This window comes from Rothia sp. LK2492 (assembly GCF_040946345.1).
Classification (GTDB): domain Bacteria; phylum Actinomycetota; class Actinomycetes; order Actinomycetales; family Micrococcaceae; genus Rothia; species Rothia endophytica.
Genome location: NZ_JAYWLX010000003.1, coordinates 285,891 through 312,597 on the forward strand (window position 1 = coordinate 285,891; position 26,707 = coordinate 312,597).

Sequence of the window (26,707 nt, forward strand, 5' to 3'; positions counted from 1 at the left end):
GCGGGTAAAATCGGGGGTGTTTTAACAGCGCAACTCACGGAGAACGATGAGCCCCAGAAATGTGGAGGCAACTACCGCCAGCAAACCGGTGCACCGCTATAACAGCAAAACTGCGCACTATGTAACAGGTAGCCCCCTAAGAACGCTGATTTTCGGCACCATTGGGTCCCTGCTAGTGATGTTTGCTTCATTCGGTGTGGGATGGCTAGCAGATGCTTCCCCCTTCCGCCGGGTTGAGTGGATTATTCCGTTGCGCTACACCACTCCTGGTCTGATTACCTGTATTGCTTTATTGGTGATTGGTGCCATGATGCTCTGCCGTGAATGGTTGCGTATGGTGCAGAAGCTCATGGTCTGGGATGAACGGGCTAAGAGATGGGTTTGGGCTGCCACCATATGTTGGATCACCCCCCAACTGTTCGCCTTCCCGCTTTATAGCCGCGATGTCTTCTCCTACTTTGCTCAGGGGCGTCTGATGCAAGCCGGCCTTAATCCCTACGAATACGGGGTCTCCGCAGTCAACAATTTCTTCCAGTACGGGGCAGATCCCATGTGGGCGGAATCTGCACCACCCTATGGGCCTGTTTTCTTGTGGATTGAAAAAATAGTGGCAGGTATGGCGGGGGAGTCTGTTGATACTGCCCTCTACCTCTTTAGAGGTGTAGCAATGCTGGGCGTCATCCTGATTGCCATTTATGTGCCTAAGTTGGCTAAACTCCACGGAATCAATGGGACGCGCGCTAACTGGCTGGTGGTAGCAAACCCCCTATTTATTGCAGCGTTCATTACCTCTAGCCATAATGATGCCCTGATGACGGGCTTTATCCTCGCCGGTGTCTACCACGCAGCTTCCCGGAGGGACGCAGTGGGCGGCATTCTAGGTGCCACCCTGGTCACTCTGGCGGTAGCTGTAAAGCCCATAGCCCTGGTAGCCCTGCCCTTCATCGGGCTGTTTTGGGCTGGACGAGGGGCCAGCTGGCCCCGTCGCTTTGTCTTTTGGGCGCTGACCTTGGCAGTTTCGGTGGCCGAGCTAGCTCTCTTGGGCTGGGCTTCTGGTCTGGGCTTTGGGTGGATTTCTGCTCTTTCAACGACCGGCGGCCAATACATCTGGTACACCCTTATCGGGTTTTTGGGCCTACAGATCAACCAGATTATTGTTTCGATGACCGGGAATAATGATCTAGCCAACAGCATCAGAGATGCTTTCTTCAGCCTGGGCAAACTGATTGGTATGGGTCTTGCCGTACTCACTATGTTCATCGGGAAGGACGAGAACCTGGTGAAGCGAACCGGTCTCGCCATCGGCTTCGTGGTGCTCTTCTCACCCATGATTCAATCCTGGTATCTACTCTGGTTTATACCGCTCTTGGTGGTAGCCGGTATTAGAACAGACTGGCAGCTCGATTTCTACTTCTTAACCACACTCTTCTTTATGATTTACGCGGTCTCAGATCAGCTGGCGGTATCACCCTACCTTGAAGATTTTGATCAGAATATCGGTCGCCTAATCGCAGCGGTTATCAGCGTTGCCTACGCATCGTGGCTGGTCTTCCTAGACCCTGCTACGCGCCGAGTATTACGCCGTGCCCAGCGTTCATCGATTTATGAGGTCTCAATTTAGCCTGAGCCTCCGGGGGTGTGGAACTCTACCACTGATATGACTTTGAGGTGCACCCACGCTAGAATAAAACACGTTCAGCCTCAGTAGCTCAGTGGATAGAGCAGGAGCCTTCTAATCTCTTGGTCGGGGGTTCGACTCCCTCCTGGGGCACTTCACGTATCCCTCACCTCATCAAAGAGGTGGGGGATATTTGTTTAATCAAGTATTTATGGTGAAACTATCCTCTCATTTAGAGCATCGGATACTGCACTTGAGAATAGACTGGACCTATGCCCCAGCGAACTTTCTTCCCCTCTAGCGATGCTAATCTACACCCCACTGCGCGCTCGCGGAGAAGCACGCTCAAAGCGACTGCTGCTCTTCTAGCTTTAGGGCCTGTGCTGGTAGGTTGCGGAGGCGATGGGGACCGAAAACAAATCACAGCTTCCGGGCAGGAACACCTTAATGATCGAAAAGACGTGGATATCAATGAGGCTCTGTCCAGTCTTGAAACTGAGCATTCAGCAACGATTAGCTTGGCCGTCTACAATCATGAAGAAGATAAAACCTTCCTCCACCATGCTAATGAGTGGTCTTATGAAGCCTCAATCGTCAAAGTTCCCATAGCTCTAACTCTTCTGCGCCGTGCAGTCTTTGAACAGCGCACTCTAACGGAGGAAGAAAAAGCGCTCATCGAGGCTGCTATCAGTTTTTCAGATAACTCCTCCACCACAGAAATATTTAGACGGATTGGCACTACGGGGCCCGGCGCCGATTCAGAGGCAAGCTCTCAATCTCTTAACAAAACCTACGAATTATTGGGTGCTACGAAGACTCGTAGCGAGGGCACCTGGGGTAATAACCAGACCTGGGCAGAGGACTACGTCAAGATTATGCGGTTTATCGTTGAAGATATCCACTGGATCAGTAAGACCGATGCTGAATACCTCTTAGAAACGATGAATCCGAATGATTGGTCGCAGCTCTGGGGCGTGGGTTCTCAAAAAGACCAGACTGTTTTTGGAAAGCAAGTTCAGCAGGTCTCCGTGAAAAACGGGTGGATTCAGGACGAGGCGGGTACCTGGTACGTCAACTCTATAGGCGTGGTGCAGACAGAAGATAATACTTTCTCTATAGCCCTGCTCTCTCATGGCTTTAGTGATGTAAACATCGGCTACGAAGTTGCCAGTACAGCTGTGCAAGCCTACTTCGATCATGCTGGCTAATGGTCATTGCCCGGCTCATCCCTTCCAGCCGTATACGGCTAGGCACCTAGCTTAATGAAACCCGTTGCTTGGGCTAGAGCGCAGCACACAACCTGACCGGCACGCTGCACTCCAGCGTCCTTGAGAACGTCAGCAATCCTATCTGTCGTCACTAAAGTCTTGGGTAGCTCACTGACCGAGTCAAAGATGGCGGGTGAGTCAAAAGCCTGTTCGAATAAGTCGGGAAGATTGATGCTGTGATGAAGCAAAGCCTGTGCGTTAGCGATACAGCTCCGAATTTTAGCTTCATTCCTAATCATGGATCTATCGGAGAGCATCTGAGAAATATCGTGCTCGGTAAGAGAAGCAACAGCCTCTAGAGAAAACCCTTTGAAGTGTCTGCTGATAGCTTCTCGCTTACCTAGGACTACGCTCCACCACAGCCCATTTTGAAAGACCAAAAGGCAAAGGTGCTCAAACATAGCCTGCTGCGTGCGCGGCACGTTCTGCCATTCTTCAAGGAAATACGTTCGGCTGGGATCATCTCGTACCCAGGAAGGTTCCTTGCGCTCTATACCCGCCACAACCTCAGCTCCGATATTTTTATAGACCATGATCGCTCCTCCATAACGGTGTAGAAACAACCTAGGTGGCTCATGTGCCGCTGGTCAACGGCTGTGGACAGAACCCGACACAAACTTTGATGAGCGCGTCTCACAGTCACCACATTGTTTCAGAAGTCCCAGAAACCTCAGCTCCCCAAGTCAGTAAGTTTATCCACAGCGCCCAGGCTCCTTTCAAGACCTCTTCCTGGAGTGTCAGGCTAAAGCTACCCAACCTTTACCCCAGTAGCTCAAGGAGGAGCCATGACAGATACCGTGACAGTGAGAGGCTACATCGCCACCGCCCCCACCCAAAAATACCTACCGAAGACAAATATCCCTCTAGCTAATTTCCGATTAGCATCAACTCCATGCTGGTTTGATAATTCAACAGGGCAGTGGCGTGAATCAGATACAAACTGGTACACCGTCAATTGTTTTCGAGCATTGGCTCATAATAGTGCCCGCAGTCTTCACGTGGGTCAGCCCGTGTTGGTGACTGGACGCCTGAAAGTTAAGCAGTTTGAACGCAGTGACGGGTCGCAGGGCACCAGTATTGAAATCGATGCCTCAAGCATCGGCCATGACCTCAACTTTGGAATCGCCCGCTTTGAGCGGGTCTCAGATCGCCGCCCTGATGTTGGGGACGTCGACAAGAGCTTTGAACAGCAACTTCAGGGTGAACGTCAGCTCGCTCAAATTCCAGCACCCGCACCTCATGCAGATGCTACCTTCCCTCATCAAGAGGTCTCCCCGCAGGCTGGTGAGCCTCAGCCCAGCAACGAGAGCGCACAGCAGTCGCCTCCGAATTTCGGGCTCACCGAAGCAGAAGAAACGGATGTAGCCGCTGTTTCCGTTACCACCTAGCGTCTTTGGGTGTGTGGAGAAAAGAGCCCGAACCTTCCCTAGACGGTTTGGTGGTGCGCTCCACCGGTCGCTGAGCGCACCGCCGGGGCTCTTTATTCCTATCGCTCACGGTACTCCAGGGGGCGCTTAGCCTTGGGGAGTGAGAACACCACTCTCATGTAGGCGTCCTCAATGAGCTCTTCAATCAGCTGCTCGCTAAAGTCAGGATTATTTGGTGCATGAGCATCCACCGGCCAGATACTGACCCAGTGGCGTTTGTTCATGTGCCACCCTGGTCTGATATTGGGGTGCGCTAACTGAAGTACGTGTGATTCTTCAGGGTCACTTTTAAGGGTGACAATGGGTGCGCCCGGGCCATCGGTACACATAGCAAAAATCTTGCTGCCTACCTTGTAGACTTCGTGCTCGGGGCCAAAGGGGTACACCGTTTCGCTCTCGCGTAGCCTTTCAGCTACGCCCCGAGCTATCGCCTGAATCTGTTCGCCGTCCATAGGTGTAGCTTACTGCTCTCTTCCGCAACGTGCTTCAGCTGAAGGAAGGGTCTTGTGCCGAAAGAGACAGCGTGGATAACAAATCTAGACCCTTTTCTGCTGGCGCTAGGAGGGTTAATCTTTGACGTATATAAGAGTGGCTCTGGTGAAAACTGCGTAATTTGACCGCACACGGTAGGCTTAAACCCATGGCTGAATTTATTTACACCATGACCAAAGCCCGCAAAACTGTGGGCGATAAGGTCATTCTCAACGACGTATCAATGTCGTTCTTCCCCGGTGCAAAGATCGGTATGGTCGGCCCTAACGGCGCCGGTAAGTCCACCATCTTGAAAATTATGGCGGGAATCGACACTCCCTCCAACGGCGAAGCACGACTCTCTGACGGTTACACCGTGGGCATCCTCATGCAGGAGCCGCCGCTCAACGAAGAAAAGACCGTCCTGGGCAACGTCCAGGAAGGCGTAGGCGAAATCTACGAAAAGATCGTTCGCTACAACGAAATCTCAGAAGAGATGGCTAACCCAGACGCTGACTTCGACGCGCTCATGGAAGAAATGGGCAAACTGCAGGAAGCCATTGACGCTGCTAACGCCTGGGATATTGACTCCAAGCTCGAACAGGCAATGGACGCTCTGCGCTGCCCTCCCGGCGACTCACCCGTTACCCACCTTTCCGGTGGTGAACGTCGCCGTGTAGCTCTCTGTAAGCTGCTACTGCAGAAGCCTGACCTGCTGCTGCTCGATGAGCCTACTAACCACCTGGACGCCGAGTCTGTGCTCTGGCTAGAGCAGCACCTGAAGTCTTACGAAGGTGCAGTCATCGCGATTACTCACGACCGCTACTTCCTGGACCACGTTGCCGAGTGGATCGCTGAAATTGACCGCGGTAACCTCTACCCCTACGAAGGCAACTACTCCACCTACTTAGAGAAGAAGCGCGCTCGCCTTGCCGTTCAGGGTAAGAAGGACGCCAAACTCGCTAAGCGTCTTGAAGACGAACTTGAGTGGGTACGCTCCAACACCAAGGGCCGCCAGGCTAAGTCAAAGGCTCGTCTGGCACGCTACGAAGAAATGGCAGCTGAAGCTGAGAAGACCCGCAAGCTGGACTTCGAAGAAATTCAGATTCCGCCCGGACCTCGCCTGGGTAACGTTGTTATCGAAGCCGAAAACCTGCAGAAGGGCTTTGACGGCCGCTCCCTGATTAATGGTCTGTCTTTCTCACTGCCCCGCAACGGCATTGTAGGTGTCATTGGCCCCAACGGTGTGGGTAAATCAACCCTCTTTAAGACCATTGTTGGTCTTGAACCTCTGGACGACGGCAAGCTCAAGGTAGGCGAAACCGTCAAAATCTCTTACGTTGACCAGAACCGCGCTAACATCGACCCTGAAAAGTCGCTGTGGGAGGTCGTCTCTGAAGGTCTGGATTACATTCAGGTTGGCCAGGTTGAAATGCCTTCGCGTGCCTACGTCTCAGCCTTTGGTTTCAAGGGCCCGGACCAGCAGAAGAAGGCCGGTGTGCTCTCCGGTGGTGAGCGTAACCGCCTGAACCTTGCCCTGACACTCAAACAGGGTGGCAACCTTCTGCTCCTCGACGAACCCACCAACGACCTGGACGTCGAAACCCTGACCTCCCTGGAAAATGCGCTACTGGAATTCCCCGGCTGTGCTGTCGTGGTCTCCCACGACCGTTGGTTCCTCGACAGAGTAGCTACCCACATCCTGGCCTGGGAAGGCACCGAGAGTCAGCCCGATAACTGGTACTGGTTCGAGGGTAACTTCGAGTCCTACGAGAAGAACAAGGTAGAGCGTCTGGGCCCCGATGCCGCTAAGCCGCACCGCGTTGTTCACCGTAAGCTCACGCGCTAAATGTGACCCTAAAGTAACCCGCACCTCCATAACTCATGGAGGGGCGGGTTCTTAGTTTAAGCAGTTATACGATTTATGATGAACCATTTGATGAGCGGTATTCGGGCAGTCTCAGCATTGCCTCCTGGGCTACCGTTGCCACGTGCTTGCCTGAGGCCGTGAAGATTCTACCGATAGACAAGCCGCGGGCGTCCTGAGCACTGGGGGATTCCTGTACAAGGAGGAGCCACCGGTCGGCGCGGGCCGGGCGGTGGAACCACATGGCATGGTCCAGCGAGGCCACCTTCATACCGGGCTCTAGCCAGCTTTTACCGTGATTGCGTAGCACCGGCTCTAACTGAGTGTAGTCGGAGGCATAAGCAAGTGCTGCCTGATGAAGGGTGGGATTATCGGGCAGCGGCTCGAATGTTTTGAACCACACCATATTGGTGGGGGTGGGGGAAACAGCGGGGGAGGTGTAAAGCGGGGTGGCTATATGGCGCACATCGAAGGGGCGGGTATAGGCCACTTTTTGTGCCATCGGGAGATCAATATGGCCCAGCAAATCTGCGGCGGTAGGTAGTAATTCTGGGTCAGGCACATTCATAGGGAAATCTGAGCTGTGCTCAGGCCCTCTCGCCTCAGACTGGAAAGAGGCAATAGCCGAGAAAATGGGTGCCCCATTTTGGTAGGCCTGTACACGGCGGGTAGCGAACGAACGAGCTTCGTTGAGGCTCTCGACGCCATAAGAGAGCGGGTCATCCACATTACCGGGGCGTAAAAAGTAACCGTGCAATGAGTGAATCTGCTTCTTCTCCACCGTGTGTGCTGCGCTCACGATGGCTTGTGCCAGTACCTGACCGCCAAAGATACGAGGAGTTTCGCGGGTTAGCGTCACGGCACTAAATACCTGTTCGTGTGCACGGGCTATACCTGGAACGGGGGAGAGCATCTGCACCAGTTTCTGGGTGGGCGATAACTGATCGAGGCGGTAGGTTTCTGCACTGTTCTTTTCTTCACTCATAGAAACTACTTTCTCATATCTCGTATAGGGTTGTGTGGGTAACTTCTACGCTAGCTGACGATAAGAGAGAAATATCAATGAATGATCAAACCGCCTTGGGGCTTGAGCCCACGACTGCAGAGTCAGCCTATTTTCAGCTCCCCGATGCCAAGGCTGCCAGGGATCTAGCTACTTTTATCACGCGAGCTAAGTCGGTTGATCCGCAGGCCGCTGTGCGTTTGCAGGGCAAGGGGGGCGTCTTGGGCGTTTATGTCTGCACGTTAGCCCCAGCTGACCTTTTTGATAATGAAACACCCACGGTGCTAGGGCTTCGAGCGATCAGCTTGGGGGAAAGGTCTGACCTTGATGTCACTGCTCCGGCAGCAGCCCTCTTAGACCGGCTCGCCCGGATTGAAGAAACAGGTTTTAGACTGATGGTGCCGCCGGTGACTGCCACGGCGCCGTGGGCGGGGATAGCGCCCCCCACCGGCGGCTGGCAAAGGGCGGGCTTCTACCTATCGGACGATGCCCGGTCAGCTGCACGTGCGGGCATTGAAGCGGTTGATAAGGCTCTTCCCGAAAACCCAGGTCACGCCGTAGTCACCACGGTGAGGTCTCGTATCTGGGCGTCCTCGCTTGAAGCCCCGGATGCCAGTGTGACCCTGCCTATTGGGGTGGCCTTCGCCCTGGAAGTTCTTGGCTTTTTACCACCGCGTGCCACCGAGCCCTTGCTCGTCTTCACGAACGGTGACTGGGCACGTGTCTCGGGTAAAGCTGGTCATGTGCTGGTGCGCACCAAGTAACGTTTGACCGGGTACTTTTACTGAGCGCGGTTCTGCATAGCGTGCGCTGAACGTTCAAAGTAGTCCCACATTTCAGCGTCGTGCAGGGGCGATAGCTCCAGGGCGTTCACTGTCTCATGATGATGTGAAGATTCCCCGTGGCTTAGCCTTTGCCATCGAGGTACTAGAATTTTTGCCCTCAAAATTTGAGGGCGCTGTACCTATTTACACCAGCGGGCAGCGGGTTCGTCTGAGCTCGCCGGGCGGTTTCGTCCTCACCAAAATATTGGGCTAATTATTAACCAAAACCACTGCTTCTAAGGCGTTGAGGAGCTGGGTGAAGAACCTGCTTACAGCCGCACCACTCCTGCACAAATAGACCGCTTAAGTATTTAGTTGGTCGGGGCTCAGATGCGGAGAATTACATGGCTGACCAATAATGTAGCTGCCAGCTTTGTTCTCGATGGGCTGAGGGGTTTAAATCGACGCACCAGCTAGGATAAACCCGAAACGCCATCTTTCCCCGTTTTCCTTCACTAGCTAGAATTCCTCGTTCGGCAAGTACCTTGCGTGGAAAAGAAAAGTAACCATGCAAGTGTCCATCTGAAATGAATACCAGTAGATAATCACAAAATTCTTTAGCGGTGAAAGGGATGTTCGAGCCTGTAGCATCTTTTTGCCAGAGCGCGAGAAAGTATCCGTTTTTCTTGGGCGTTTTCCTACCCATCCGTGACTGGTAGCTGTTTTCTGATGTGCTGAAGGTAAGAGCCTCGTACTCAGAATTGTAGGGGCTTGTGGTCACCTGTTGTATTTCGTCAATTTCACCGCTTTTTATCAGCGCGTCAAGAAATTGGAAGGAGCGGATTTTTTCTCTCAAGCTTTGTACCGGAGTGGCAGAATCTGGATGGGTTTTTATTGAGCACATAGTTTTTGTCCTGCGCAGCCAGAATTTTACTTATGAGTGATTCTGCATAGCGTGCGCAGAACGTTCAAAGTAGTCCCACATCTCTGCATCGTGCAGGGGTGAGAGGTTCAGCGTGTCCATGGCGGTGCGCATGTAGCGGAGCCACGTGTCCCGCTCCTTGGGACCGATATGAAAAGGAGCGTGTCGCAGGCGCAGGCGGGGGTGCCCGCGTTCTGCCTGGTAGTCCTTAGGCCCACCCCAGTACTGTTCCAAGAACATGAAGAGACGACGTTCTGCCGGGGCTAAATCTTCTTCCGGGTACATGGCTTTGAACTCGGGGTCAGCTGCCACTTGAGAATAAAACTCGCGGCAAAGCTTCTCAAAGACAGGTCTGCCGCCTACCTGGTAGTAAAAGGTATTTTGGTTGGTTTCAGTAACAGGGTGTTGGGCGGCAGGCTGATTGTTGGTGCCCAGGCTAAGAGCGGGGTTGGGTAGGTTGTTCATAGTTCCAGTCTACCGACAGGCCAAAAACCAGGGGCAGGGCTTCAGCAACGAAACCCTGCCCCCCTTCCTCAGACACGTTGTTTAGATATCAGCTGACTGTACCTTGAGCGCTCGAGCGAGTGCGTCGCGGCACTCAGAGATTTGTCGATGCAAAGACGCCGCGTCCTCCGGTAGCTGGGCGAGATAGGCTTCAGCCCGTTCCAGGAGCTGTTGGGTATAGACCTTGGGGAAGAGCCCCGTGACAATCTGGGTTGAAACCTCATGGGAGCGCTCGCGCCACACCCCTTCAACAGCTGCAAAATACTTCTCAACGTAGTCCTCAGCTAGGTCACGTGAACCGCGGTAAAAGCCCGAGATGGCAGAGCGCTGCACAATGTTAGACAGTTCACCGGTTTCAACTACTGCCCGCCAGGTCTCAGCTTTGGCTTCGGTAGTTGGTATCGATGCCTGTGCAGCGGCGGCAGCCTGCTGGCCGTTTGATGTGTTGTCCTCGGCAAGTGCGGCATCAATATCAGTTGCAGTGCGGCGTCCTCCAGCTGCCAGTGAACCTAAGAGAACCCAGGTGAGGTCAGTATCAATCTCTAGCCCCTCAAGAGTTTTATCGCCGGTCAACAGAGCCTCAATAGCATCGAGCTGCAAATCGGTGTGGGCCAGGCGGGCAAAGCTGGTCACAAACTGGAACTGATGGTCAGAACCCGCTTCTGCCGCTTGAGCAATCTGCCACATGCGGTTAGCTGCCAGTGCGCGCGTCTTCTCTGCGTGGGAGGGCGCCAAGAAAGCCTTGAGTGCATGTTCGAGGTTGAGCAACTGCACGCGAACAGCGGTGGAGTTGGTCTCTTCAGCAATATTATTGAGCACCAGGTCAACGAACTGACGGGCAGGCATTTCTGCGTCCCGCACCGTATCCCACAGTGAGCCCCACACCACCCCACGAGCCAGCGGTGAACCAATAGCGCCAAGGTGCTGCACAGCGGTTTTTCGGGAACGATCATCTAAACGAATCTTGGCGTAGGCCAAATCCTCATCATTAACCAAAATCAAATCAGGACGCTGCAGCCCGGCTGCCTGCGCAACTTCGGTGGTCTTTCCATCAACATCCAGCTCGATGCGGTCAGTGCGTACCAGCGCATCGTTGTCAAGACGGTAGAAGCCAACCACCAGACGGTGGGGGCGGAGGGTCTCGTAGCCCTTAGCGTAGCTCTGGTGGATGACGAGCTTTTCGATGGTGCCGTCGCTGGCCTCTGCTACCTCGGTGGTCAGGGTATTAACCCCAGCCGTCTCAAGCCAGAGGGAGCTCCATGCTTGAACATCACGACCAGAGGCAGCCTCAAGTTCAACCAGAAGATCATCGAGCACAGTGTTACCCCAGCTGTGCTTCTCAAAGTAGACCTTGAGCCCAGCCATGAAGTTATCTTGACCTACCCACGCAACCAGCTGGCGCAGTACAGAGGCCCCCTTGGCGTAAGTGATTCCATCGAAGTTGACCTGGACATCCTGCAGGTCACGGATAGGGGCAACAATGGGGTGAGTGGATGAGAGCTGATCCTGGTTGTAGGCCCAGGTTTTCTCTGAGGCAGAGAAGGTGGCCCAAGCTTCAGACGCGAAACGAGTGTTCTCTGCTGCTGCCAGGGTAGACATGAACTCAGCGAAGGATTCATTGAGCCACAGGTCATTCCACCACTTCATGGTGACAAGGTCACCAAACCACATATGGGCTAGTTCATGGAGCACGGTAATGGCGCGGCGCTCCACTACTGCTTCAGTCACCTTTGAACGGAAAATGTAGTTCTCCAAGAAGGTGACAGCACCAGCGTTTTCCATGGCACCAGCGTTGAATTCAGGCACAAAGAGCTGGTCGTACTTCTCAAAGGGGTAGGGGGTAGAGAACTGATCTTCAAAGAACTCGAAGCCCTGGCGGGTGAGCTCAAAAATATCTTCGTGGTCCAGGTACTCCATGAGTGACTTGCGGGCATAGCAACCCAGCCTAATCTCGCGGCCCTCACTATTGGTCAAAGATGAGTGCACCGAATCGTAGGGCCCTGCGATGATGGCGGTGATGTAAGAGGACATGCGAGGGGTGGGTTTAAAGTTCCAGGTCTTGGTTTCCCCAGCGTCCATCACGTTCATCTCAGGCTGGTTAGATACAACTACCCAGTGGGCCGGGGCGGTGACCACAAATTCAAATTCAGCCTTAAGATCAGGCTGCTCAAAAACGGGGTACACACGGCGGGAATCAGGCACCTCAAACTGCGAGTAGAGGTAGACCTCGCCGTCCACGGGGTCAACAAAGCGGTGTAAGCCCTCACCTGTGTTGGTGTAGAGCATATCCGCTTCAATAACTAGGACGTTTTTTTCGGAGAGGTTGGGCAAACCAATACGCACGCCATCAGCTAGGTCTAACGGTAGCTGCTCGCCGTTGAGTTCGATGGTGTGCACCGCGTCCGTAATGGCGTCGATGAACGTTTCGCCCCCGGCCACGGCATCAAAATTAATCTGTGTTTTACACCCAAATACCCTTTCGCCGCGGGTGAGATCCAGCTCAATTCGGTAAGAATCGACGTGGGTGATGACCGTTGCGCGTTCTTGCGCTTCGATGCGGGTGAGGTTCATTCCTGGCATGGAAATCCTTTAGATGTGAATAGCTCAACAAAATAATGACGCTGATGAAGCAGCGCGACTACGCAGCAAATAGGCAGGTGATTTAGAATCAAGGGAGATGCCATTTGCTCTGCATTAACCATCATTTTAGGTGCTGGTCTGTGAATTACATAACTTCACGCTGGTGCAGGCAGGTCGCTTGTTAGCTAAACCATCTAAACGGAGTACACCATGCGCGTCCACATTGCAACAGACCATGCTGGTCTTGAATTGAGCCACTTCCTCATCAAGGAACTATCAGCTGCTGGCTACGACATGATTGATCACGGCCCCGAAGAATACGATGCTCTAGATGACTACCCCAGTTTCTGCATCAATGCAGCTCTGGCGGTAAGGGCAGACCGCGACGCTGGCCGGGACTCCCTAGGCATCGTACTGGGAGGCTCGGGCAACGGTGAGCAGATGGCCGCTAACAAGGTGCAGGGAATCAGGGCTGCGCTGGCATGGAACCATGACACTGCTGCACTGGCCCGTGAACATAATAATGCTCAGGTGGTTGCTGTGGGCGGCCGTCAGCACACCAAGGAAGAGGCTCTGGAGATTATCAAGACCTTCCTCACCACCGAATGGACCAACGAAGAACGTCATGCTCGTCGCATCAACCAGATGTTGGAGTTTGAGGCAACTGGCTACATTGCCGGTAAAACCATCAACCGCTAGAGCTCAAGGGGAATCCAAATATGCCTGAGGGGCACTCTATCCATCGTTTGGCCCGTCAATTCAATGATGTTTTTGCGGGGCAGAGCGTCACGGTGAGCAGCCCTCAGGGCAGGTTTACTGAGGGTGCCCAGTTACTAGATGGGCACCGTATCACACATGCCTTTGCCCACGGGAAGCACCTCTTTGTGGGCTTTGACAACGAGCTTTACCTCAACGTCCACTTGGGGATCTACGGCGCTTTTAGCTTCGGCGGCGATGAGTTCTTTACAGGGGCTTCCTCGATCGGGGCGCCACGCAAAATTGGTGAAAAAGAAATCCACCAGACCGATGAGTTTAGCGCACAACCACCTGAACCTCGCGCAACTACCCGTGCCAGGTTGGTCAGCGATCACGGGTGGGCTGATTTGGTAGGGCCAACGGTTTGCCGAACGCTCACTCATAATGAGGTACGCCAGGTACGGAGCAAACTGGGGCCTGACCCTCTTAACCAAGACGCTGACCCGCACCTCTTTTATGCTGCAGCTGCCAAAACCTCCCGCCCCATCGGCGTGGTGCTCATGGACCAGAAAGCTATTTCGGGGGTAGGCAATATCTTCAGAGCCGAGTCCCTTTATCGATGCAAGGTTGATCCTTTTAAACCGGGTAAGGAATGTTCAGCGGATGAGCTTGAGGCCCTCTGGCTTGATAACCGGCATCTTCTTGAGATTGGTGTGCGCGTGGGCAGAATCATCACCACCGAAGCGGAGGACCGCCCTGGTGTCAGTGAAGAGGCCGCCTGGCCTGAGCGCGCTAACTATGTCTACCGGCGCCAGGGTCAAGCCTGCCCCCGCTGCGGTGCGACTATTCGACGGCAAGAAGTCGCGGCCCGCAAACTCTACTGGTGCCCCGGCTGCCAGGTCTAAAGGAGCAGGTCTACAGCCAAAATGCTGGCTTATCGCCCGTTCGCATCACTGAGGTTGAAGCCGTGCGTGCCATCGTGACACTGCACACTCATCGCCCCGGTACTGGTGCAGGTCATACCCATCCAGCTCAAAGACTGCCCCTCGGGCAGAACGTTTTCAGTGTTGAACCAGGGGTGGGTAGCAGCTCGCCCCTGAGCTTGGATAGAGCGCGGGGCTTCATCCCCGGGTTTCATGGAAACACTGAGTAAGACCCAGTTCAGTGAATCATCAGTCATGCAGAAGACCCCGTAGGGTTGCATGAGGCAGGCAACCTGAGGGTCAGGTGTTTGAAAGACAAGTGCTGGCTGATCGGCTTCAGCGTAGATGTAAGCGTCCGTTAATGCAGGGTCTCCCGTGACGAGCTCGGTGGTGGCGATACTGGCAGGATCAATGGTGTAGCCATCTTGGGCAGGGGCGGTAGGGTCTGCTGTGGGTGAGGGAGTCTTAACGCTTGTCTGCTCACCGTGCTCTGCTTCGGGGGTCTCCACAACCGTAGGAGTGGGGGTAACCGTGATGTTAACGGTCTGGCTGGGAGCTGAGGTGGCTGATTCTGTTACCTCGCTCTGAGGAGCCTGAGAGCAGCCAAAAAGCAGTAGGGGAATAAGTGTTAGGAAAGGTAGACGTTGCTTCAGGTGCGACATGGGAAACCTTTGCTGGGTGGTATGCCTGATGAGCAACAGTCTATCCTCTTCCGTAACCCTGTAGAGTTCGAGGGTTACCCCTAACCCTGCTCTTGCTCACCAATAATCTTGAGGATGCTTTGGGCTGCCTTATCAGTTTCTTGTAGAAAGAGAGGATCCGTGCCAGGCATGGGGGAAATCGTTGTATCCGGATGCTGACCACCGGTAGGTATTCCAATGAGCAGGACACGCGGATCAAGCTCACCAGCAGGGTTAACCAGTAAACGTGTAGCGGGGTCGGTTTCAGGGGAGCCCGTACCAGCAAAAGCGCGCATTCTGGGTGAAAGTGAAGCGAGCAAAGGGTCATCGGTGCGCAGTGCGTTAGGCTTGTGCATCCAAGCATCAACCAGTACATCCCCACTGACTGGAATGCTATCCGTGATACTACCGTTGCCCTGACTCGCACCCCCATCGAGTTCGAGCAGCGCCATGTGCATCAGCTGAAGGCATTAGGGCTAGAGACCGGTGACATGATTGACATCATTAACGCTGCTGCCTTCTTTAACTGGGCTAACCGGCTGATGCTGTCTTTGGGTGCCGCAGAAGTACCGCGCCGTTTCCGAAACCACTAAGTGCCCCCTCAAGCGGTAGGGGCGCATCTTCGCCTACCGCTCAAGTGCCTTGTTCTAAAAGGCAAAAAGACCCGGTAAGCGTTACAGCTACCGGGTCTTATGTGGAGGGGATGACGGGAATCGAACCCGCGTAATCAGTTTGGAAGACTGAGGCTTTACCATTAAGCTACATCCCCGAATATTCAGTTGTATCCTCCAAGGACTTGTTCAAGTAAACACGCATTTGGGCTACATGTCAAATGCTGATGGTGTTGGTTTAAGGGGCGTGATTGACCGATTGGAAGACACGCTGAGAGCATAACCAAAACCTGGGTTAGGTAAAACTGCGGTGAACAGGTAAACTCATATTTGCTTCCGTGCAAAACGGGGTGTGGCGTAGCTTGGCTAGCGCGCCTGCTTTGGGAGCAGGAGATCGCAGGTTCGAATCCTGTCACCCCGACGTGAATAACGCGAGACCCGCCGGAAACGGCGGGTCTTTTGCTTTATTCCCGCAAACCAAGATATATCACCGCTCAAACCCGAGCTGTGGTCCCATCAATTATCAGGAGATCAACGGACGTGAAGACTGCCGTCGAGAAGATCAACCCGACCCTCGCAAAGATTGAGGTCGAGGTCCCCTTCGCTGAGTTCAAGCCTTACCTTGACCGCGCTTACAAGACCCTGGCAGGACAGATTAATGTTCCCGGCTTCCGTAAGGGCAAGACCCCCAAGGCTCTCATCGAGCAGCGTGCAGGCTTCGATTTCATCGTTGAAAACGCACTGAACGAGGCGCTGAACAGCTACTACTCACAGGCTCTAGCCGAGAACGAACTGACCCCCTTGGCTCAGCCTGAGCTGGATATCATTTCCAAGCCTGAAGAGGATGCTCGCGAAGCTGACCTCAAGCTAGCCATCGAGGTCGCCGTTCGCCCCGAAATTGAGCTCCCCTCCTATGAAGGTATCAAGGTTGAGGTTGCAAACGTAGAGGTCTCAGAGGACGACGAAAAGCAGGCACTGGATGCCCTGCGCGGTCGCTTCGGCACCCTCAAGACCGTTGAGCGCCCCGCCGCTAACGATGACTTCCTGACCATCAACATCGCTGCTGAAATTGACGGTGAAGAGGTTGACGCTGCCAACGACCTGTCCTACCAGGTTGGCTCAGGCACCATGCTAGATGGCTTGGATGAAGCTGTTCTGGGTCTCTCCGCTGACGAAGACGCTACTTTCACCACCAAGCTGGCCGGCGGCGAGCACGCCGGGGAGGAAGCAACCGTCAAGGTTAAGGTCTCCGCTGTTAAGGAACGTGAACTGCCCAAGGCAGACGACGACTTCGCTCAGTTGGCATCAGAGTTTGACACTATTGATGAGCTGAAGGCTGACTTGGCTAAGCAGGCCGCAGAGTCAAAGGTTGCTGAGCAGGGCTCAGAGGCTCGCGACAAGGTTCTGGAAGCTCTGGTTGAGCTTGTCGAGATTCCCGTGCCTGAGAAGGTTATTGATGAGCAGGTGGAGCAGCACTTCAGCGCTCCCGGTTCAGAGGACGACCACGACAGCGAAGAGCACCGCGCTGAGGTTCGCGAAAATACCATTACGGCTTTCAAGAACGAAATCATCCTTGATGCTATTGCTGAGAAGGAAGATGTATCCGCTGAGCAGTCAGAACTCATTGACTACATCATCACCATGTCACAGCAGTATGGCATGGACCCCAACCAGTTCGCTCAGATGCTGGATGGTTCCGGCCAGTCCGGCATGATTGTCGGCGAGGTTCGCCGTTCAAAGGCTCTGGCTGCAGTTCTCGCCAAGGCTGAGGTTAAGGACGCCGACGGCAAGGCTGTTGACCTGACCTCATTCCTGGGTCAGAACGAAGAGGCTGCTTCCGCTGAGTAGTCCCGCCTAGCGCTTCAAGCTAACAAAAAAACGCCCCCACCGCTACATCGGGTGGGGGCGTTTTTTCATCAAACCGGCGCGATAATTGATTAGGTTACAAAATTATGACGTAAAGGGGATTTTGTGTTTGAAATAGGTATACCTTACTTGTAGGGTAAGGTAGGACTTACTTCGATGATGGGGTGGGCCTGGTCCTGATAAAAACACCACAAGGAAACCTACGTGAAGCAGAACTCTTTCTCTCTCATTGCAGTCACCACAGTGCTAGCCCTGGCGCTGGCTGGCTGCGGCGCTAATACAGCCTCTTCTGAATCATCGGCTGATACTTCTGCAAGTTCTTCAGCTCAAACCGCTCAGGAGGTCACCATTAATGATAATTACGGTGAGGTGACTGTGTCTCAGCCCGTGCAAAAAGTGGCTTCCACTGACAACAGGACGTTCGAAGTGCTTGATGCCTGGGGTGTTGACCTTGTAGCTGCTCCGGTTCCCCTTATTCCTTCAACGGTTGAAAACTATAAAAACGACCCAGATATTACCGATATCGGAACTCATCGCGAGCCCAATCTTGAATTGCTGGCTGCTGAAGAGCCGGATCTCATTATCAACGGTCAGCGTTTTACCGACCACTACGAAGACATCAAAACTCTCAACCCCCAGGCGGCTATTATTGAGCTAGAGCCCCGAGAGGGTGAGCCATTAGATGCTGAACTTAAGCGTCAGGTCACTACTCTGGGTGAAGTTTTTGGCAAGCAGGCTGAAGCTGAGCAGCTGGTTGCTGATTTTGATGCTGCACTCAAGCGCGCTAAGGATGCTTACGACGGCGAATCAACGGTCATGGCAGTTAATGTTTCCGGTGGAGAAATCGGTTTCATCGCCCCCAGTAAGGGCCGCACCTACGGCCCAATTTTTGACCTCCTTGACCTCAAGCCAGCTCTTGAAGTAACTGATTCCAGTGATAACCACCAGGGTGATGACATCTCTGTTGAAGCAATCGCTGAGGCCAACCCGGACTGGCTCTTCGTGCTGGACCGCGACGCCGGGGTGAGCAGCACCGAAAGTGCAGAACCTGCAACCGATGTGATTGCCGCGAATGCTGCACTTGCTAATGTGACAGCGGTGAGCAAGGGCAATGTGCAGTACGCTCCTCAGGACACCTACACCAACGAATCAATCATCACTTACACCGAGATTCTCAACGATATTGCAGATAAGTTTGAAGCGGCTTAGTAGGCAGTTTCAGCCCTAGACCCATGAAAAAAGGAGTCACCCCCATCGAGCGTGCGGGGTGACTCCTTGAGGCATTTATGACGACGACGATAACTAGTAACCGAACTAAAAGCACCCGAGCGCCACTTTTTGATACTAAATTGCTGATTGGCCTACTGGTCGTTCTTGCTCTGCTCGCGGTCTCATTGCTAACGGGGGAGTATGACATTTTTGGCAAGTCTGATGGATCCCAGATGTTTGCCAATACCCGTATACCGCGCACGATTGCGCTGGTACTGGCAGGGGCAGCTATGGCTATGAGCGGGCTGGTCATGCAGATGCTCACTCAAAATAAATTTGTGGAGCCAACTACCACGGGCACCACTGAATGGGCAGGGCTGGGGCTACTTTTTATGCTCTTTTTCTTCCCGGCGTCCACGGTGTTACAGCAGATGATGGCTGCGGTTTTCTTTGCCTTTATCGGTTCTATGGTCTTCTTCCTCTTTCTACGCAGGGTTTCGCTACGTTCTTCTCTCATCGTGCCGATCGTGGGAATAATGCTGGGTGCGGTGGTCAGCTCGGTCTCAACCTTCTTTGCCTTGCAGACCAACCTTTTGCAGAACCTGGGTGTCTGGTTCGCCGGCAGCTTCACCTCGGTAATCCGCGGTCAGTACGAGGTCTTGTGGATAGTCCTTGCCGTGGTAGCGGTTATCTTTTTGTATGCGGACCGGCTGACGGCTGCCGGCCTAGGGGAAGAATTCGCCACCAACGTTGGGCTCAACTACGCCCGCATCATGCTAATTGGTACCGTACTCATTGCGGTAGCCACCGGAGTGGTGACAGTTGTTGTTGGTTCTCTGCCTTTCCTTGGGCTAATCGTGCCCAACATGGTCAGCATCTTTCGTGGAGATGACCTTCGCTCAAACCTCCGCTGGGTGGCACTGACCGGCGTTGGTGTGGTTACTGTCTGTGATCTCGTTGGCCGTCTTATCATCGCCCCCTTCGAGATACCTGTCTCTGTCATCTTGGGCATTGTTGGTGCTCTGGTCTTTATCTTCCTAATTATGAGGGGGCGCCGACGTGTATAAGAAACCTGCCACGCGCCGCTTGCTAGCCGTCCGATCTTTATCAGCGCCCAAGTCTTACCGCAGTGCTGGCGCCTTTAAAACCCTCGGTGCAGCTCGCCGCTATTGGATTATTCTGGCCGTACTCGGGGTCATTGCTGTAATAGCTGCCTTTGGTTTACTCGCCTATAAAAACCCGTTTGAAACGGGGAGCCAGAAATGGTGGTTAATTGCCGAACGCCGCGGCAACGCACTCATTGCCATGGGAATAGCAGCCGTCTGCCAGGCAGTAGCAACCATTGCCTTTCAGACGGTGACCAACAACCGCATCATCACTCCAGGCATCCTGGGCTTCCAGGCTCTTTACACTGCTATTCACACAGCTACCGTCTATTTTGCAGGGGTTACAGGGCTGGTTGCTGCTCGGACGCTGGATACCTTCATCTTCCAAATCATCATGATGGTAGCCCTCAGCCTGTTGATCTACTCCTGGTTGCTGACCGGTAAACACGCCAATATGCACGTCATGCTTCTGGTAGGAGTTGTTATTGGGGGCGGGCTTGGCTCGGTATCAACCTTCATGCAGCGAATGCTGACCCCCAGCGAATTCGATGTGCTCACTGCCCGCCTCTTTGCTTCGGTCAATAACGCTGAACCCGAGTATTACCCCATCGCTGTTCCACTGGTGTTGGTCAGCGTCCTGATTCTCTGGGCAAAATCCCGCACCCTCAATGCCCTCAGTTTAGGTGCCCCTGCGGCAACCAATCTTGGGATTTCCTATCGCCGCCAAGCAATTGTGGTTCTTGTCCTGGTCTCTGTGCTCATGGCAGTTTCTACAGCCCTCGTAGGCCCCCTTACATTCCTGGGTTTCCTGGTGGCTACGATGACCTACCAGGCAGCAGACACCTTTGATCACCGTTATCTTTTCCCCATGTCTGTCCTGCTTGCCTTCGCCACCCTGGCAGCTGCTTACTTCATCATGAACCACATCTTCTCAGCTCAGGGTGTTGTAGGTATCATCATCGAACTGGTCGGCGGTATTGCCTTCCTCATCATTATCCTCAGAAAGGGCAAACTGTGATCACCCTCGAGCAGGTCGCCAAATCCTACTCATCAGAAACCAGTATCGGGCCCGTTGATCTCAGCATCCCAGCCGGGGGCATCACCGCCCTGGTGGGCCCCAACGGCGCGGGCAAATCCACCCTTCTTACCATGATGGGCCGCCTCCTCGATATTGAAACCGGCACCATCACCGTCGGCTCTTTTGACATTGCCTCCACTAAATCAAAAGACCTAGCTAAGGTTCTCTCCATCCTGCGGCAGGAAAATCATTACGTCACCAAACTCACCGTGCGTCAGCTCGTAGGGTTTGGCCGCTTCCCCTACAGCAAAGGGCGCCTGACCCGGCAGGATGAAGAAATCATCTCGCGCTACATCGACTTCCTGAACCTCACTCAACTAGAGCACCGTTACCTGGAAGAGCTCTCCGGAGGTCAGCGTCAACGTGCCTACGTAGCCATGGTGCTCTGCCAGGAAACAGAATACGTGCTGCTGGATGAACCGCTCAATAACCTCGATATCTCGCACTCGGTGCAAATGATGAAGCACTTGCAGGCAGCTGCCCGAGAATTTGGCAGAACCATTATCGTGGTGCTTCACGATATTAACTTTGCCGCCCGCTACGCCGACCACATCTGCGCCATTAAGGACGGCAAACTAGCTGCTTTTGGCACGGTCGGAGAAATCATGCAACCGGAGTTACTGACCGAAATCTTCAACACGGAAATCGAGGTTCTCCAGGGTCCTAGCGGCCCCATCGCCTGCTACCACTAGAGGGGATGCAGGGTGTCGCTGGGTATGTTTGTTCGCCTAGAGCGGTCACAAAAGGTGCCGCTACATGCCATCAGCGAACTGAGGCCCTTTTACCCCTCGAGGCGGCGTTTTTAGCGATAACCTGAATGTCAAGAAAATCTTTGGTGCCCACCCGGCACCTGACCCGATTGAGGAGCTGACTGTATGTCATTCAACCTTCCCGCAGCGACGCAGGCACCGGTGATGGAAACACCCATGGGCGGCCAGGACGATTACGTCTACAACCGTTTGCTCAAGGAACGTATTATCTGGCTAGGATCAGAGGTGCGTGACGATAATGCCAACCGCATCTGTTCACAGCTTCTCTTGCTTTCGGCAGAAGATCCAGAAGCTGATATCTACCTTTACATCAACTCACCCGGTGGTTCAGTCACCGCTGGCATGGCTATCTACGACACCATGCAGCTGATTCCCAATGATGTGGTCACCGTTGTCACTGGTATGGCTGCTTCCATGGGCCAGTTCCTGCTGACCGCAGGAGCTCCCGGTAAGCGCTACTCAACCCCCAACGCCCGCATTCTCATGCACCAGCCCTCCGGCGGCATTGGTGGTACAGCATCTGATATCCGTACTCAGGCCCAGCTCATTCTTGACATGAAGAAGCGCCTTTCACAGATTACTGCTGAGCGCACCGGTCAGAGTCTAGAGACCATCCTGCGCGATAATGACCGCGACAACTGGTTCACCGCTGAAGAGGGCCTGGAATACGGCTTCTTCGACAAGATTCTTGACCGCATCGGCCCCGCCACCAGCGCCACCGATCAGTAACCGGCAACTTTAGTTTTTTCAGGAGAACACCAATGATTCACCTTCCCTCATCTACCGCGCCTGCCGGTATGCCCACCGACCGATACGTGTTGCCTAACTTTGAAGAGCGCACCCCCTACGGCTACAAGCGCCAGGATCCCTACGCAAAGCTGTTTGAGGACCGCATTATCTTCTTGGGTGTACAGGTGGATGACGCGTCAGCTGACGATATTATGGCCCAGCTGCTGGTTCTGGAGTCACAGGACCCTGACCGCGACATTACCCTTTATATCAACTCACCCGGTGGTTCCTTCACCGCGATGACCGCTATTTACGACACCATGCAGTACATCCGCCCTGAAATCCAGACCGTTTGCCTGGGTCAGGCCGCTTCTGCCGCGTCAGTTCTGCTGGCTGCGGGTACCCCTGGCAAGCGTCTGGCACTTCCCAACGCTCGCGTGCTCATTCACCAGCCTGCTCTTTCAGGTCAGCAGGGTGGCCAGGCGTCTGACATTGAAATTCACGCTAATGAAGTGATGCGCATGCGTGAGTGGACTTCAGAAACTCTTGCACTGCACTCCAACAAGACCTTTGAAGAGGTCGACAAAATTATTGAGCGCGACCATATCCTCACGGCTTCAGCGGCTAAGGAGTTTGGCATTGTTGACCAGGTGCTCGAATCCCGCAAAGCAGTAAAGCCCACGTTCAACACCGCTAAGAAGCACGACTAAGAACTCATAGCTTCTCAGTGGCCAGGACGCCGCCTACCGCACCCACCAACATTGGTCGGGTAACCGGTAGGCGGCACCCTTTTTAGGGCAAGTACAAAACCTATGGGGTGGGGTTACGAGGTCATTCACTTATCTTCATCTAAACGTAATATTGCAACGGTGTCAGCAGTCTTGGGTCTATCCACATTAAGGGGTAGATTAAGAGTGATGTACACGAGGAAAGGCGGAGTTCGATGGCGCGTCTCGGCGACAGTGCGACACTTCCTAAATGCTCATTTTGCGGTAAGAACCAGCGACAGGTGCGAAAGCTCATCGCTGGCCCGAATATCTACATCTGCGATGAGTGCATTGAACTGTGCAACGAAATCCTCGAAGAAGAGTTGGCCGAGGTCAAAGACCTAGGCACCACGGTAGAGTTGCCAACACCTCGCGAAATTTTTGACCACTTACAGGAATATGTTATTGGGCAAGAGGCTGCGAAGAGGGCTCTATCTGTAGCTGTTTACAACCACTACAAGCGAATCCGCGCCCAGAGTGCCCCTGCCTTTGATGCGCAAGAAATCCTTGCCACTGAAGGTGAAGATGTTGAAATCGCTAAGTCTAATATTCTCTTAGTTGGACCTACTGGCTCAGGGAAGACCTACCTGGCTCAGACCCTGGCTAAAAAACTTGACGTTCCTTTCGCTGTTGCTGATGCGACCTCGTTAACGGAGGCGGGCTATGTAGGTGAGGATGTCGAGAACATTCTGCTTAAACTTATTCAGGCTGCTGACGGTGATATTGAGAAAGCGCAGCGCGGCATTATCTACATCGATGAGATTGATAAAATCTCGCGTAAGGCAGATAATCCCTCTATCACTCGTGACGTTTCAGGTGAGGGCGTACAGCAGGCGCTGCTGAAAATTCTTGAAGGCACCGAGGCTTCTGTTCCGCCCCAGGGTGGCCGTAAGCACCCACAGCAAGAGCTCCTGCGCATTAATACTTCAAACATTCTCTTTATCGTGGCTGGCGCTTTTGCCGGTATCGAAGAGATAGTAGGCGGACGCGTCGGCCGTAAGGGGATTGGCTTTGGAGCTTCCATCGAACAAGCCTCCAAGGATTCAGACATCCTCACTAAGCTGATGCCCGAGGATCTCCTTAAGTTTGGGCTAATCCCAGAATTCATTGGCCGCCTCCCGGTACTTGCCACCCTAGGCAAACTGACTGAAGAAGACCTGGTGGCCATTCTGACTCAACCCAAGAACGCACTGGCCAAGCAGTACAGGCGCATGTTTGCCCTCGATGACGTTGAGCTGATTTTTGAGGACGCCGCCATTGAGGCTATCGCTCGTCAGGCAACTGCAAGGGATACTGGCGCTCGCGGACTGCGTTCCATTATGGAGAACCTCTTGCAGCCGGTCATGTTTGATATTCCCAGCCGTCAGGATGTCACCGCTGTCATCATTGATGAAGCGGTGGTGCTGGGGGAGAAGGACCCCATTCTGGTGGTCGAAAAAGATGTTGAGAAAAAATCTGCCTAAGCATGAAAGAAGAAATTATGGCTCAGAATACTGTTGATTTTTGGTTTGATCCCACCTGCCCCTGGTGCTGGATGACCAGCCGCTGGATTAAGGATGTGGAGAAGCTCCGTGATATTTCGGTGACGTGGCACCCCTTCTCACTCGCTGTTCTTAATGAGGGCAGAGATCTTGACCCCGGCTACCGCAAGCACGTTGATAACACTTGGGGCCCAGCACGTGTATCAACCGCCGTGGCGGAGCGGTACGGCCAAGAAAAGTTGGACGAACTATACACTGCACTGGGCGAGCAAATTCATCACCAGAAGAACGAGGAAGGCACCTACTTTGATAAGGCTATTGACGCTGCTTTAGCAGCTGTCGGTCTTCCAGCAGAGCTAAGCCAGGTTGCCTTCACCGAAGAATACGACGAGCAGATGCGCGCCTCAACACGTCAGGGGCTGGATGCTGCCGGTGGCGACGATATCGGCGTCCCCTTGATGAGCATCAATGGGGTAACTTTCTTTGGACCTGTCATGAGCCCGGCGCCTACGGGTGAAGAAGCTGGCAAAGTTTTTGATGCAGCTGTCACTCTGGCTGGGTACCCCGGTTTCTACGAAATAAAGCGCCCTCGAAACGTTGGCCCCATTTTTAACCAGAAGTAGAAGTTTCTGTGGCTGTTTCGCATGATTCAAACAGCATGACGCAAGCTCAAGCGCCAGATCAGCTGATGGGTGCTGCCCTCACTCTCTACGGGCTAACCGTCTGCACCCAACCTTGAAGAACTCGCAGGAGCTCTGGGCAGCCACCGGCTCAGGGCTTCCTGCGTATATATCACCAATCTCGATACAGTTGACCGTGAAATACTTGAGCAGCTAGTTATTCAGGCATGGACAGCTGATATTGCGGGTTACTCCGCATCAGGCTGCTAGCTACTGCTGTTGCCTTTCTGCTGGCGTCGGCCACGCCGGGTTTCAGTGGCGTTGTGCGTGTAGTTGACCGCTCCGTCGTCGGTGAACTCAATGAGCGCAAAGACATGGACCGCCATCAGAACGTAGACGGCGTAGAGCGTACTGACAGAAGCCTGGCCGGTGAAAACGGTAATGGCATTTATGACGAAAGAAACGCTCAGCAAGGCTAAGAGAACCTTGCGGGCACGACGCCGCCCCCGAATCACAGCGGCTGAGAGAATTACCTGAACCAGTGCGAGGGTCACCAGCGCACCAATGAGAGTGATACCGGCATATTGGTCGGTGAAATCAGCGAGGGCAACATCTCTGTCGCCCAGTAGGTTAAGGGACGACGCAGTGTAATCAGGCAGGTGCAGCAGACCCAAGCCCAGCTGAATCAGCGCTAAGACGCCCACACAAGCCGCAGCGGCCCAGACACTGAGCGGTGCTTGCTCCGCGAGTTGCCAGGGTGTGCGGTGGTAAGAGTAGCGGGACTCTTCGTGGTGATCGTGAATTTCCATAGCCTCTTCAACAACATCGTGCACATCTAGAATGGGCAAGTGACCATCGGTGATGATGTTATCTCCGCCGCCGTTGCGTGAGTGGTAACCAGTCGAGAAATCCTTGATGATATCAAGCGTGGTGCTTGAGGGATGGCAATAACGCACTGTATCGACCACATAGTCGCGTTCTTTATCGGTATCAGCATCAATCTTGTGAGTAATTTGGAAAGTGAAGAGGGAGAGACCGACGGACCGGTCGTAGGTAGCGGCAGCTAGCCAGTCAACCTCAGCACCACCGGGCAACTTCCAATCTGCCGGAGTCTTCCAGAACCTAATGTGATGGCGTTTGCTGGGAGAGCCGTCAACTTCTTGCTGGTAGGCGAAATCCTCTTTGCGGTTGAAGAGGAAAAGTGGTGAAACCGGTGCCGTAGGGTAGGGGAGGCGGCGGATGGTTCTGATAATGATTCGCCAGGAAGAAGCCAAGGTAACCGGTTCCGCTTTGTGCCAGCCGGCATTTTTCATGGCACGGTGAATATCCACTGACTCCCCCTGAAAAGCCAGATTGACGGGGTCCCCCAAGAGACCGTCGTTAGTGCGGGTGCGGCCAATAAAGTAACTGGGCACATAAAGGGTGGTGAGGATTCTGTGCAGCCGTGGCAACGTCATGTAAGCGGCGATACCCCAGAAAACAAGAGCCAGGAGGATTCCCCACCAGCTGTGTTGCACCGCGTCCACCAGGGCCACGATGACGAGCCATGCAGAGGCAAGCCCAGCGAAGATAAAGAAGAAATGATCCAGCCAGCTTCCATCAACCCGGCGATCTGCCTGTGTGAAGGGGTGCAGAAGATTGCTGGGATTGCTGTCATTCCCACCACGGTAGACGGGGTAGCCAGAATCGAAGGGACGCCGAGTGGTGGGCACGCTAGTCCTTAACGGTTGAGCTTGATAGTTAGGGT

27 protein-coding genes and 3 tRNA genes are annotated in these 26,707 nt (G+C 53.8%); 20 read left to right on the forward strand and 10 right to left on the reverse strand.

Annotated features, from left to right (window positions below; translation table 11 throughout):
- Positions 1 to 46 precede the first annotated feature (46 nt).
- The 3 genes from mptB to VVR27_RS05265 all read left to right on the forward strand — a co-directional run bounded on the left by mptB (position 47) and on the right by VVR27_RS05265 (position 2,826).
- Positions 47 to 1,621 (forward strand): polyprenol phosphomannose-dependent alpha 1,6 mannosyltransferase MptB, encoded by a 1,575-nt coding sequence (gene mptB, locus VVR27_RS05255; protein ID WP_368547361.1) that lies wholly within the window; start codon positions 47 to 49, stop codon positions 1,619 to 1,621.
- 77 nt (positions 1,622 to 1,698) lie between these two features.
- Positions 1,699 to 1,771: transfer RNA gene (locus VVR27_RS05260), tRNA-Arg, on the forward strand.
- 119 nt (positions 1,772 to 1,890) lie between these two features.
- Positions 1,891 to 2,826: a serine hydrolase gene (locus VVR27_RS05265; protein WP_368547363.1), complete on the forward strand. Its 936-nt coding sequence runs from the start codon at positions 1,891 to 1,893 to the stop codon at positions 2,824 to 2,826.
- A gap of 38 nt (positions 2,827 to 2,864) precedes the next feature.
- Here the strand turns inward: VVR27_RS05265 and VVR27_RS05270 are convergent, their stop codons facing one another.
- Complete coding sequence (locus tag VVR27_RS05270; protein ID WP_368547365.1) at positions 2,865 to 3,419, reverse strand: DNA-3-methyladenine glycosylase I; 555 nt, start codon at positions 3,417 to 3,419, stop codon at positions 2,865 to 2,867.
- 252 nt (positions 3,420 to 3,671) lie between these two features.
- Between VVR27_RS05270 and VVR27_RS05275 the strand changes: the two genes are divergently transcribed.
- Entirely contained in the window at positions 3,672 to 4,274 is a 603-nt protein-coding gene (locus VVR27_RS05275) for a single-stranded DNA-binding protein (RefSeq protein ID WP_368547367.1), read from the forward strand.
- Between the two features lie 98 nt (positions 4,275 to 4,372).
- Here VVR27_RS05275 and VVR27_RS05280 read toward each other — a convergent pair whose 3' ends face one another.
- Positions 4,373 to 4,765: an MmcQ/YjbR family DNA-binding protein gene (locus VVR27_RS05280; RefSeq protein ID WP_368547369.1), complete on the reverse strand. Its 393-nt coding sequence runs from the start codon at positions 4,763 to 4,765 to the stop codon at positions 4,373 to 4,375.
- Positions 4,766 to 4,953: 188 nt separating this feature from the next.
- Here VVR27_RS05280 and ettA point away from each other — a divergent pair, with 188 nt between their 5' ends.
- A complete protein-coding gene (ettA, locus tag VVR27_RS05285) occupies positions 4,954 to 6,633 on the forward strand; it encodes an energy-dependent translational throttle protein EttA (protein ID WP_368547371.1) in 1,680 nt (559 codons plus the stop codon).
- Between the two features lie 73 nt (positions 6,634 to 6,706).
- Here the strand turns inward: ettA and VVR27_RS05290 are convergent, their stop codons facing one another.
- Entirely contained in the window at positions 6,707 to 7,636 is a 930-nt protein-coding gene (locus VVR27_RS05290; protein ID WP_368547373.1) for an acyl-CoA thioesterase, read from the reverse strand.
- A 77-nt stretch (positions 7,637 to 7,713) separates the two neighbouring features.
- Between VVR27_RS05290 and VVR27_RS05295 the strand changes: the two genes are divergently transcribed.
- Together VVR27_RS05295 and VVR27_RS05300 are read left to right on the forward strand one after the other, a co-directional pair.
- Complete coding sequence (locus VVR27_RS05295) at positions 7,714 to 8,418, forward strand: hypothetical protein (protein ID WP_368547375.1); 705 nt, start codon at positions 7,714 to 7,716, stop codon at positions 8,416 to 8,418.
- Between the two features lie 124 nt (positions 8,419 to 8,542).
- Positions 8,543 to 8,692: a hypothetical protein gene (locus VVR27_RS05300; protein ID WP_368547377.1), complete on the forward strand. Its 150-nt coding sequence runs from the start codon at positions 8,543 to 8,545 to the stop codon at positions 8,690 to 8,692.
- A 126-nt stretch (positions 8,693 to 8,818) separates the two neighbouring features.
- Here the strand turns inward: VVR27_RS05300 and VVR27_RS05305 are convergent, their stop codons facing one another.
- The 3 genes from VVR27_RS05305 to pepN all read right to left on the reverse strand — a co-directional run bounded on the left by VVR27_RS05305 (position 8,819) and on the right by pepN (position 12,424).
- Positions 8,819 to 9,322, reverse strand: coding sequence for a MepB family protein (locus VVR27_RS05305; protein WP_237206514.1), 504 nt, complete (start codon positions 9,320 to 9,322; stop codon positions 8,819 to 8,821).
- Between the two features lie 30 nt (positions 9,323 to 9,352).
- Complete coding sequence (locus VVR27_RS05310) at positions 9,353 to 9,805, reverse strand: globin (RefSeq protein WP_368547379.1); 453 nt, start codon at positions 9,803 to 9,805, stop codon at positions 9,353 to 9,355.
- Between the two features lie 81 nt (positions 9,806 to 9,886).
- A complete protein-coding gene (gene pepN, locus VVR27_RS05315) occupies positions 9,887 to 12,424 on the reverse strand; it encodes an aminopeptidase N (protein ID WP_368547381.1) in 2,538 nt (845 codons plus the stop codon).
- 210 nt (positions 12,425 to 12,634) lie between these two features.
- Here pepN and VVR27_RS05320 point away from each other — a divergent pair, with 210 nt between their 5' ends.
- The gene (locus VVR27_RS05320) at positions 12,635 to 13,123 is read left to right on the forward strand and encodes a ribose-5-phosphate isomerase (RefSeq protein ID WP_368547383.1); all 489 of its coding nucleotides are present in this window, start codon (positions 12,635 to 12,637) and stop codon (positions 13,121 to 13,123) included.
- Between the two features lie 20 nt (positions 13,124 to 13,143).
- A complete protein-coding gene (locus tag VVR27_RS05325; RefSeq protein WP_368547385.1) occupies positions 13,144 to 14,025 on the forward strand; it encodes an Fpg/Nei family DNA glycosylase in 882 nt (293 codons plus the stop codon).
- Positions 14,026 to 14,054: 29 nt separating this feature from the next.
- Here the strand turns inward: VVR27_RS05325 and VVR27_RS05330 are convergent, their stop codons facing one another.
- The gene (locus tag VVR27_RS05330; RefSeq protein WP_368547387.1) at positions 14,055 to 14,705 is read right to left on the reverse strand and encodes a hypothetical protein; all 651 of its coding nucleotides are present in this window, start codon (positions 14,703 to 14,705) and stop codon (positions 14,055 to 14,057) included.
- 80 nt (positions 14,706 to 14,785) lie between these two features.
- Positions 14,786 to 15,079 (reverse strand): hypothetical protein, encoded by a 294-nt coding sequence (locus VVR27_RS05335; protein ID WP_368547389.1) that lies wholly within the window; start codon positions 15,077 to 15,079, stop codon positions 14,786 to 14,788.
- Between VVR27_RS05335 and VVR27_RS05340 the strand changes: the two genes are divergently transcribed.
- Complete coding sequence (locus tag VVR27_RS05340; RefSeq protein WP_368547391.1) at positions 15,074 to 15,316, forward strand: hypothetical protein; 243 nt, start codon at positions 15,074 to 15,076, stop codon at positions 15,314 to 15,316. The two genes, VVR27_RS05335 and VVR27_RS05340, sit on opposite strands and share 6 nt — an antisense overlap.
- Before the next feature lie 102 nt (positions 15,317 to 15,418).
- On the opposite strand, the gene VVR27_RS05345 is transcribed toward VVR27_RS05340, so the two are convergent.
- Positions 15,419 to 15,492: transfer RNA gene (locus VVR27_RS05345), tRNA-Gly, on the reverse strand.
- Between the two features lie 188 nt (positions 15,493 to 15,680).
- Here VVR27_RS05345 and VVR27_RS05350 point away from each other — a divergent pair.
- From VVR27_RS05350 to VVR27_RS05395, 10 genes are all read left to right on the forward strand, one after another.
- A tRNA-Pro gene (locus VVR27_RS05350) sits at positions 15,681 to 15,755 on the forward strand.
- 119 nt (positions 15,756 to 15,874) lie between these two features.
- Positions 15,875 to 17,182 carry a trigger factor gene (gene tig / locus VVR27_RS05355; RefSeq protein ID WP_368547393.1) on the forward strand — a complete coding sequence of 436 codons (1,308 nt, stop codon included), beginning with the start codon at positions 15,875 to 15,877 and terminating at the stop codon, positions 17,180 to 17,182.
- Between the two features lie 222 nt (positions 17,183 to 17,404).
- Complete coding sequence (locus tag VVR27_RS05360) at positions 17,405 to 18,409, forward strand: siderophore ABC transporter substrate-binding protein (protein WP_368547395.1); 1,005 nt, start codon at positions 17,405 to 17,407, stop codon at positions 18,407 to 18,409.
- Between the two features lie 77 nt (positions 18,410 to 18,486).
- A complete protein-coding gene (locus tag VVR27_RS05365; RefSeq protein ID WP_368547397.1) occupies positions 18,487 to 19,476 on the forward strand; it encodes an ABC transporter permease in 990 nt (329 codons plus the stop codon).
- On the forward strand, positions 19,469 to 20,533 hold the full coding sequence (locus VVR27_RS05370) for an iron chelate uptake ABC transporter family permease subunit (protein ID WP_368547399.1): 1,065 nt from the start codon (positions 19,469 to 19,471) through the stop codon (positions 20,531 to 20,533). Before VVR27_RS05365 ends, VVR27_RS05370 begins: the two co-directional genes overlap by 8 nt.
- Positions 20,530 to 21,285 carry an ABC transporter ATP-binding protein gene (locus tag VVR27_RS05375; RefSeq protein ID WP_251378869.1) on the forward strand — a complete coding sequence of 252 codons (756 nt, stop codon included), beginning with the start codon at positions 20,530 to 20,532 and terminating at the stop codon, positions 21,283 to 21,285. Before VVR27_RS05370 ends, VVR27_RS05375 begins: the two co-directional genes overlap by 4 nt.
- A gap of 183 nt (positions 21,286 to 21,468) precedes the next feature.
- Positions 21,469 to 22,092 (forward strand): ATP-dependent Clp protease proteolytic subunit, encoded by a 624-nt coding sequence (locus tag VVR27_RS05380; protein ID WP_272879286.1) that lies wholly within the window; start codon positions 21,469 to 21,471, stop codon positions 22,090 to 22,092.
- 32 nt (positions 22,093 to 22,124) lie between these two features.
- Complete coding sequence (locus VVR27_RS05385) at positions 22,125 to 22,802, forward strand: ATP-dependent Clp protease proteolytic subunit (protein WP_368547401.1); 678 nt, start codon at positions 22,125 to 22,127, stop codon at positions 22,800 to 22,802.
- A 233-nt stretch (positions 22,803 to 23,035) separates the two neighbouring features.
- Entirely contained in the window at positions 23,036 to 24,322 is a 1,287-nt protein-coding gene (gene clpX / locus VVR27_RS05390; RefSeq protein ID WP_368547403.1) for an ATP-dependent Clp protease ATP-binding subunit ClpX, read from the forward strand.
- Between the two features lie 17 nt (positions 24,323 to 24,339).
- Positions 24,340 to 24,963: a DsbA family protein gene (locus VVR27_RS05395; RefSeq protein WP_368547405.1), complete on the forward strand. Its 624-nt coding sequence runs from the start codon at positions 24,340 to 24,342 to the stop codon at positions 24,961 to 24,963.
- A gap of 263 nt (positions 24,964 to 25,226) precedes the next feature.
- Here the strand turns inward: VVR27_RS05395 and VVR27_RS05400 are convergent, their stop codons facing one another.
- On the reverse strand, positions 25,227 to 26,672 hold the full coding sequence (locus VVR27_RS05400; RefSeq protein WP_368547407.1) for an LssY C-terminal domain-containing protein: 1,446 nt from the start codon (positions 26,670 to 26,672) through the stop codon (positions 25,227 to 25,229).
- Positions 26,673 to 26,707: the final 35 nt, after the last annotated feature.

Excerpts from the sequence above, each read along its gene's own strand:
- mptB (WP_368547361.1), top strand. The coding sequence starts at position 47 with ATGAGCCCCAGAAATGTGGAGGCAACTACCGCCAGCAAACCGGTGCAC.
- VVR27_RS05265 (WP_368547363.1), top strand. The coding sequence starts at position 1,891 with ATGCCCCAGCGAACTTTCTTCCCCTCTAGCGATGCTAATCTACACCCC.
- VVR27_RS05270 (WP_368547365.1), bottom strand. The coding sequence starts at position 3,419 with ATGGTCTATAAAAATATCGGAGCTGAGGTTGTGGCGGGTATAGAGCGC.
- VVR27_RS05275 (WP_368547367.1), top strand. The coding sequence starts at position 3,672 with ATGACAGATACCGTGACAGTGAGAGGCTACATCGCCACCGCCCCCACC.
- VVR27_RS05280 (WP_368547369.1), bottom strand. The coding sequence starts at position 4,765 with ATGGACGGCGAACAGATTCAGGCGATAGCTCGGGGCGTAGCTGAAAGG.
- ettA (WP_368547371.1), top strand. The coding sequence starts at position 4,954 with ATGGCTGAATTTATTTACACCATGACCAAAGCCCGCAAAACTGTGGGC.
- VVR27_RS05290 (WP_368547373.1), bottom strand. The coding sequence starts at position 7,636 with ATGAGTGAAGAAAAGAACAGTGCAGAAACCTACCGCCTCGATCAGTTA.
- VVR27_RS05295 (WP_368547375.1), top strand. The coding sequence starts at position 7,714 with ATGAATGATCAAACCGCCTTGGGGCTTGAGCCCACGACTGCAGAGTCA.
- VVR27_RS05305 (WP_237206514.1), bottom strand. The coding sequence starts at position 9,322 with ATGTGCTCAATAAAAACCCATCCAGATTCTGCCACTCCGGTACAAAGC.
- VVR27_RS05310 (WP_368547379.1), bottom strand. The coding sequence starts at position 9,805 with ATGAACAACCTACCCAACCCCGCTCTTAGCCTGGGCACCAACAATCAG.
- pepN (WP_368547381.1), bottom strand. The coding sequence starts at position 12,424 with ATGCCAGGAATGAACCTCACCCGCATCGAAGCGCAAGAACGCGCAACG.
- VVR27_RS05320 (WP_368547383.1), top strand. The coding sequence starts at position 12,635 with ATGCGCGTCCACATTGCAACAGACCATGCTGGTCTTGAATTGAGCCAC.
- VVR27_RS05325 (WP_368547385.1), top strand. The coding sequence starts at position 13,144 with ATGCCTGAGGGGCACTCTATCCATCGTTTGGCCCGTCAATTCAATGAT.
- VVR27_RS05330 (WP_368547387.1), bottom strand. The coding sequence starts at position 14,705 with ATGTCGCACCTGAAGCAACGTCTACCTTTCCTAACACTTATTCCCCTA.
- VVR27_RS05335 (WP_368547389.1), bottom strand. The coding sequence starts at position 15,079 with ATGCACAAGCCTAACGCACTGCGCACCGATGACCCTTTGCTCGCTTCA.
- VVR27_RS05365 (WP_368547397.1), top strand. The coding sequence starts at position 18,487 with ATGACGACGACGATAACTAGTAACCGAACTAAAAGCACCCGAGCGCCA.
- VVR27_RS05380 (WP_272879286.1), top strand. The coding sequence starts at position 21,469 with ATGTCATTCAACCTTCCCGCAGCGACGCAGGCACCGGTGATGGAAACA.
- VVR27_RS05385 (WP_368547401.1), top strand. The coding sequence starts at position 22,125 with ATGATTCACCTTCCCTCATCTACCGCGCCTGCCGGTATGCCCACCGAC.
- clpX (WP_368547403.1), top strand. The coding sequence starts at position 23,036 with ATGGCGCGTCTCGGCGACAGTGCGACACTTCCTAAATGCTCATTTTGC.
- VVR27_RS05395 (WP_368547405.1), top strand. The coding sequence starts at position 24,340 with ATGGCTCAGAATACTGTTGATTTTTGGTTTGATCCCACCTGCCCCTGG.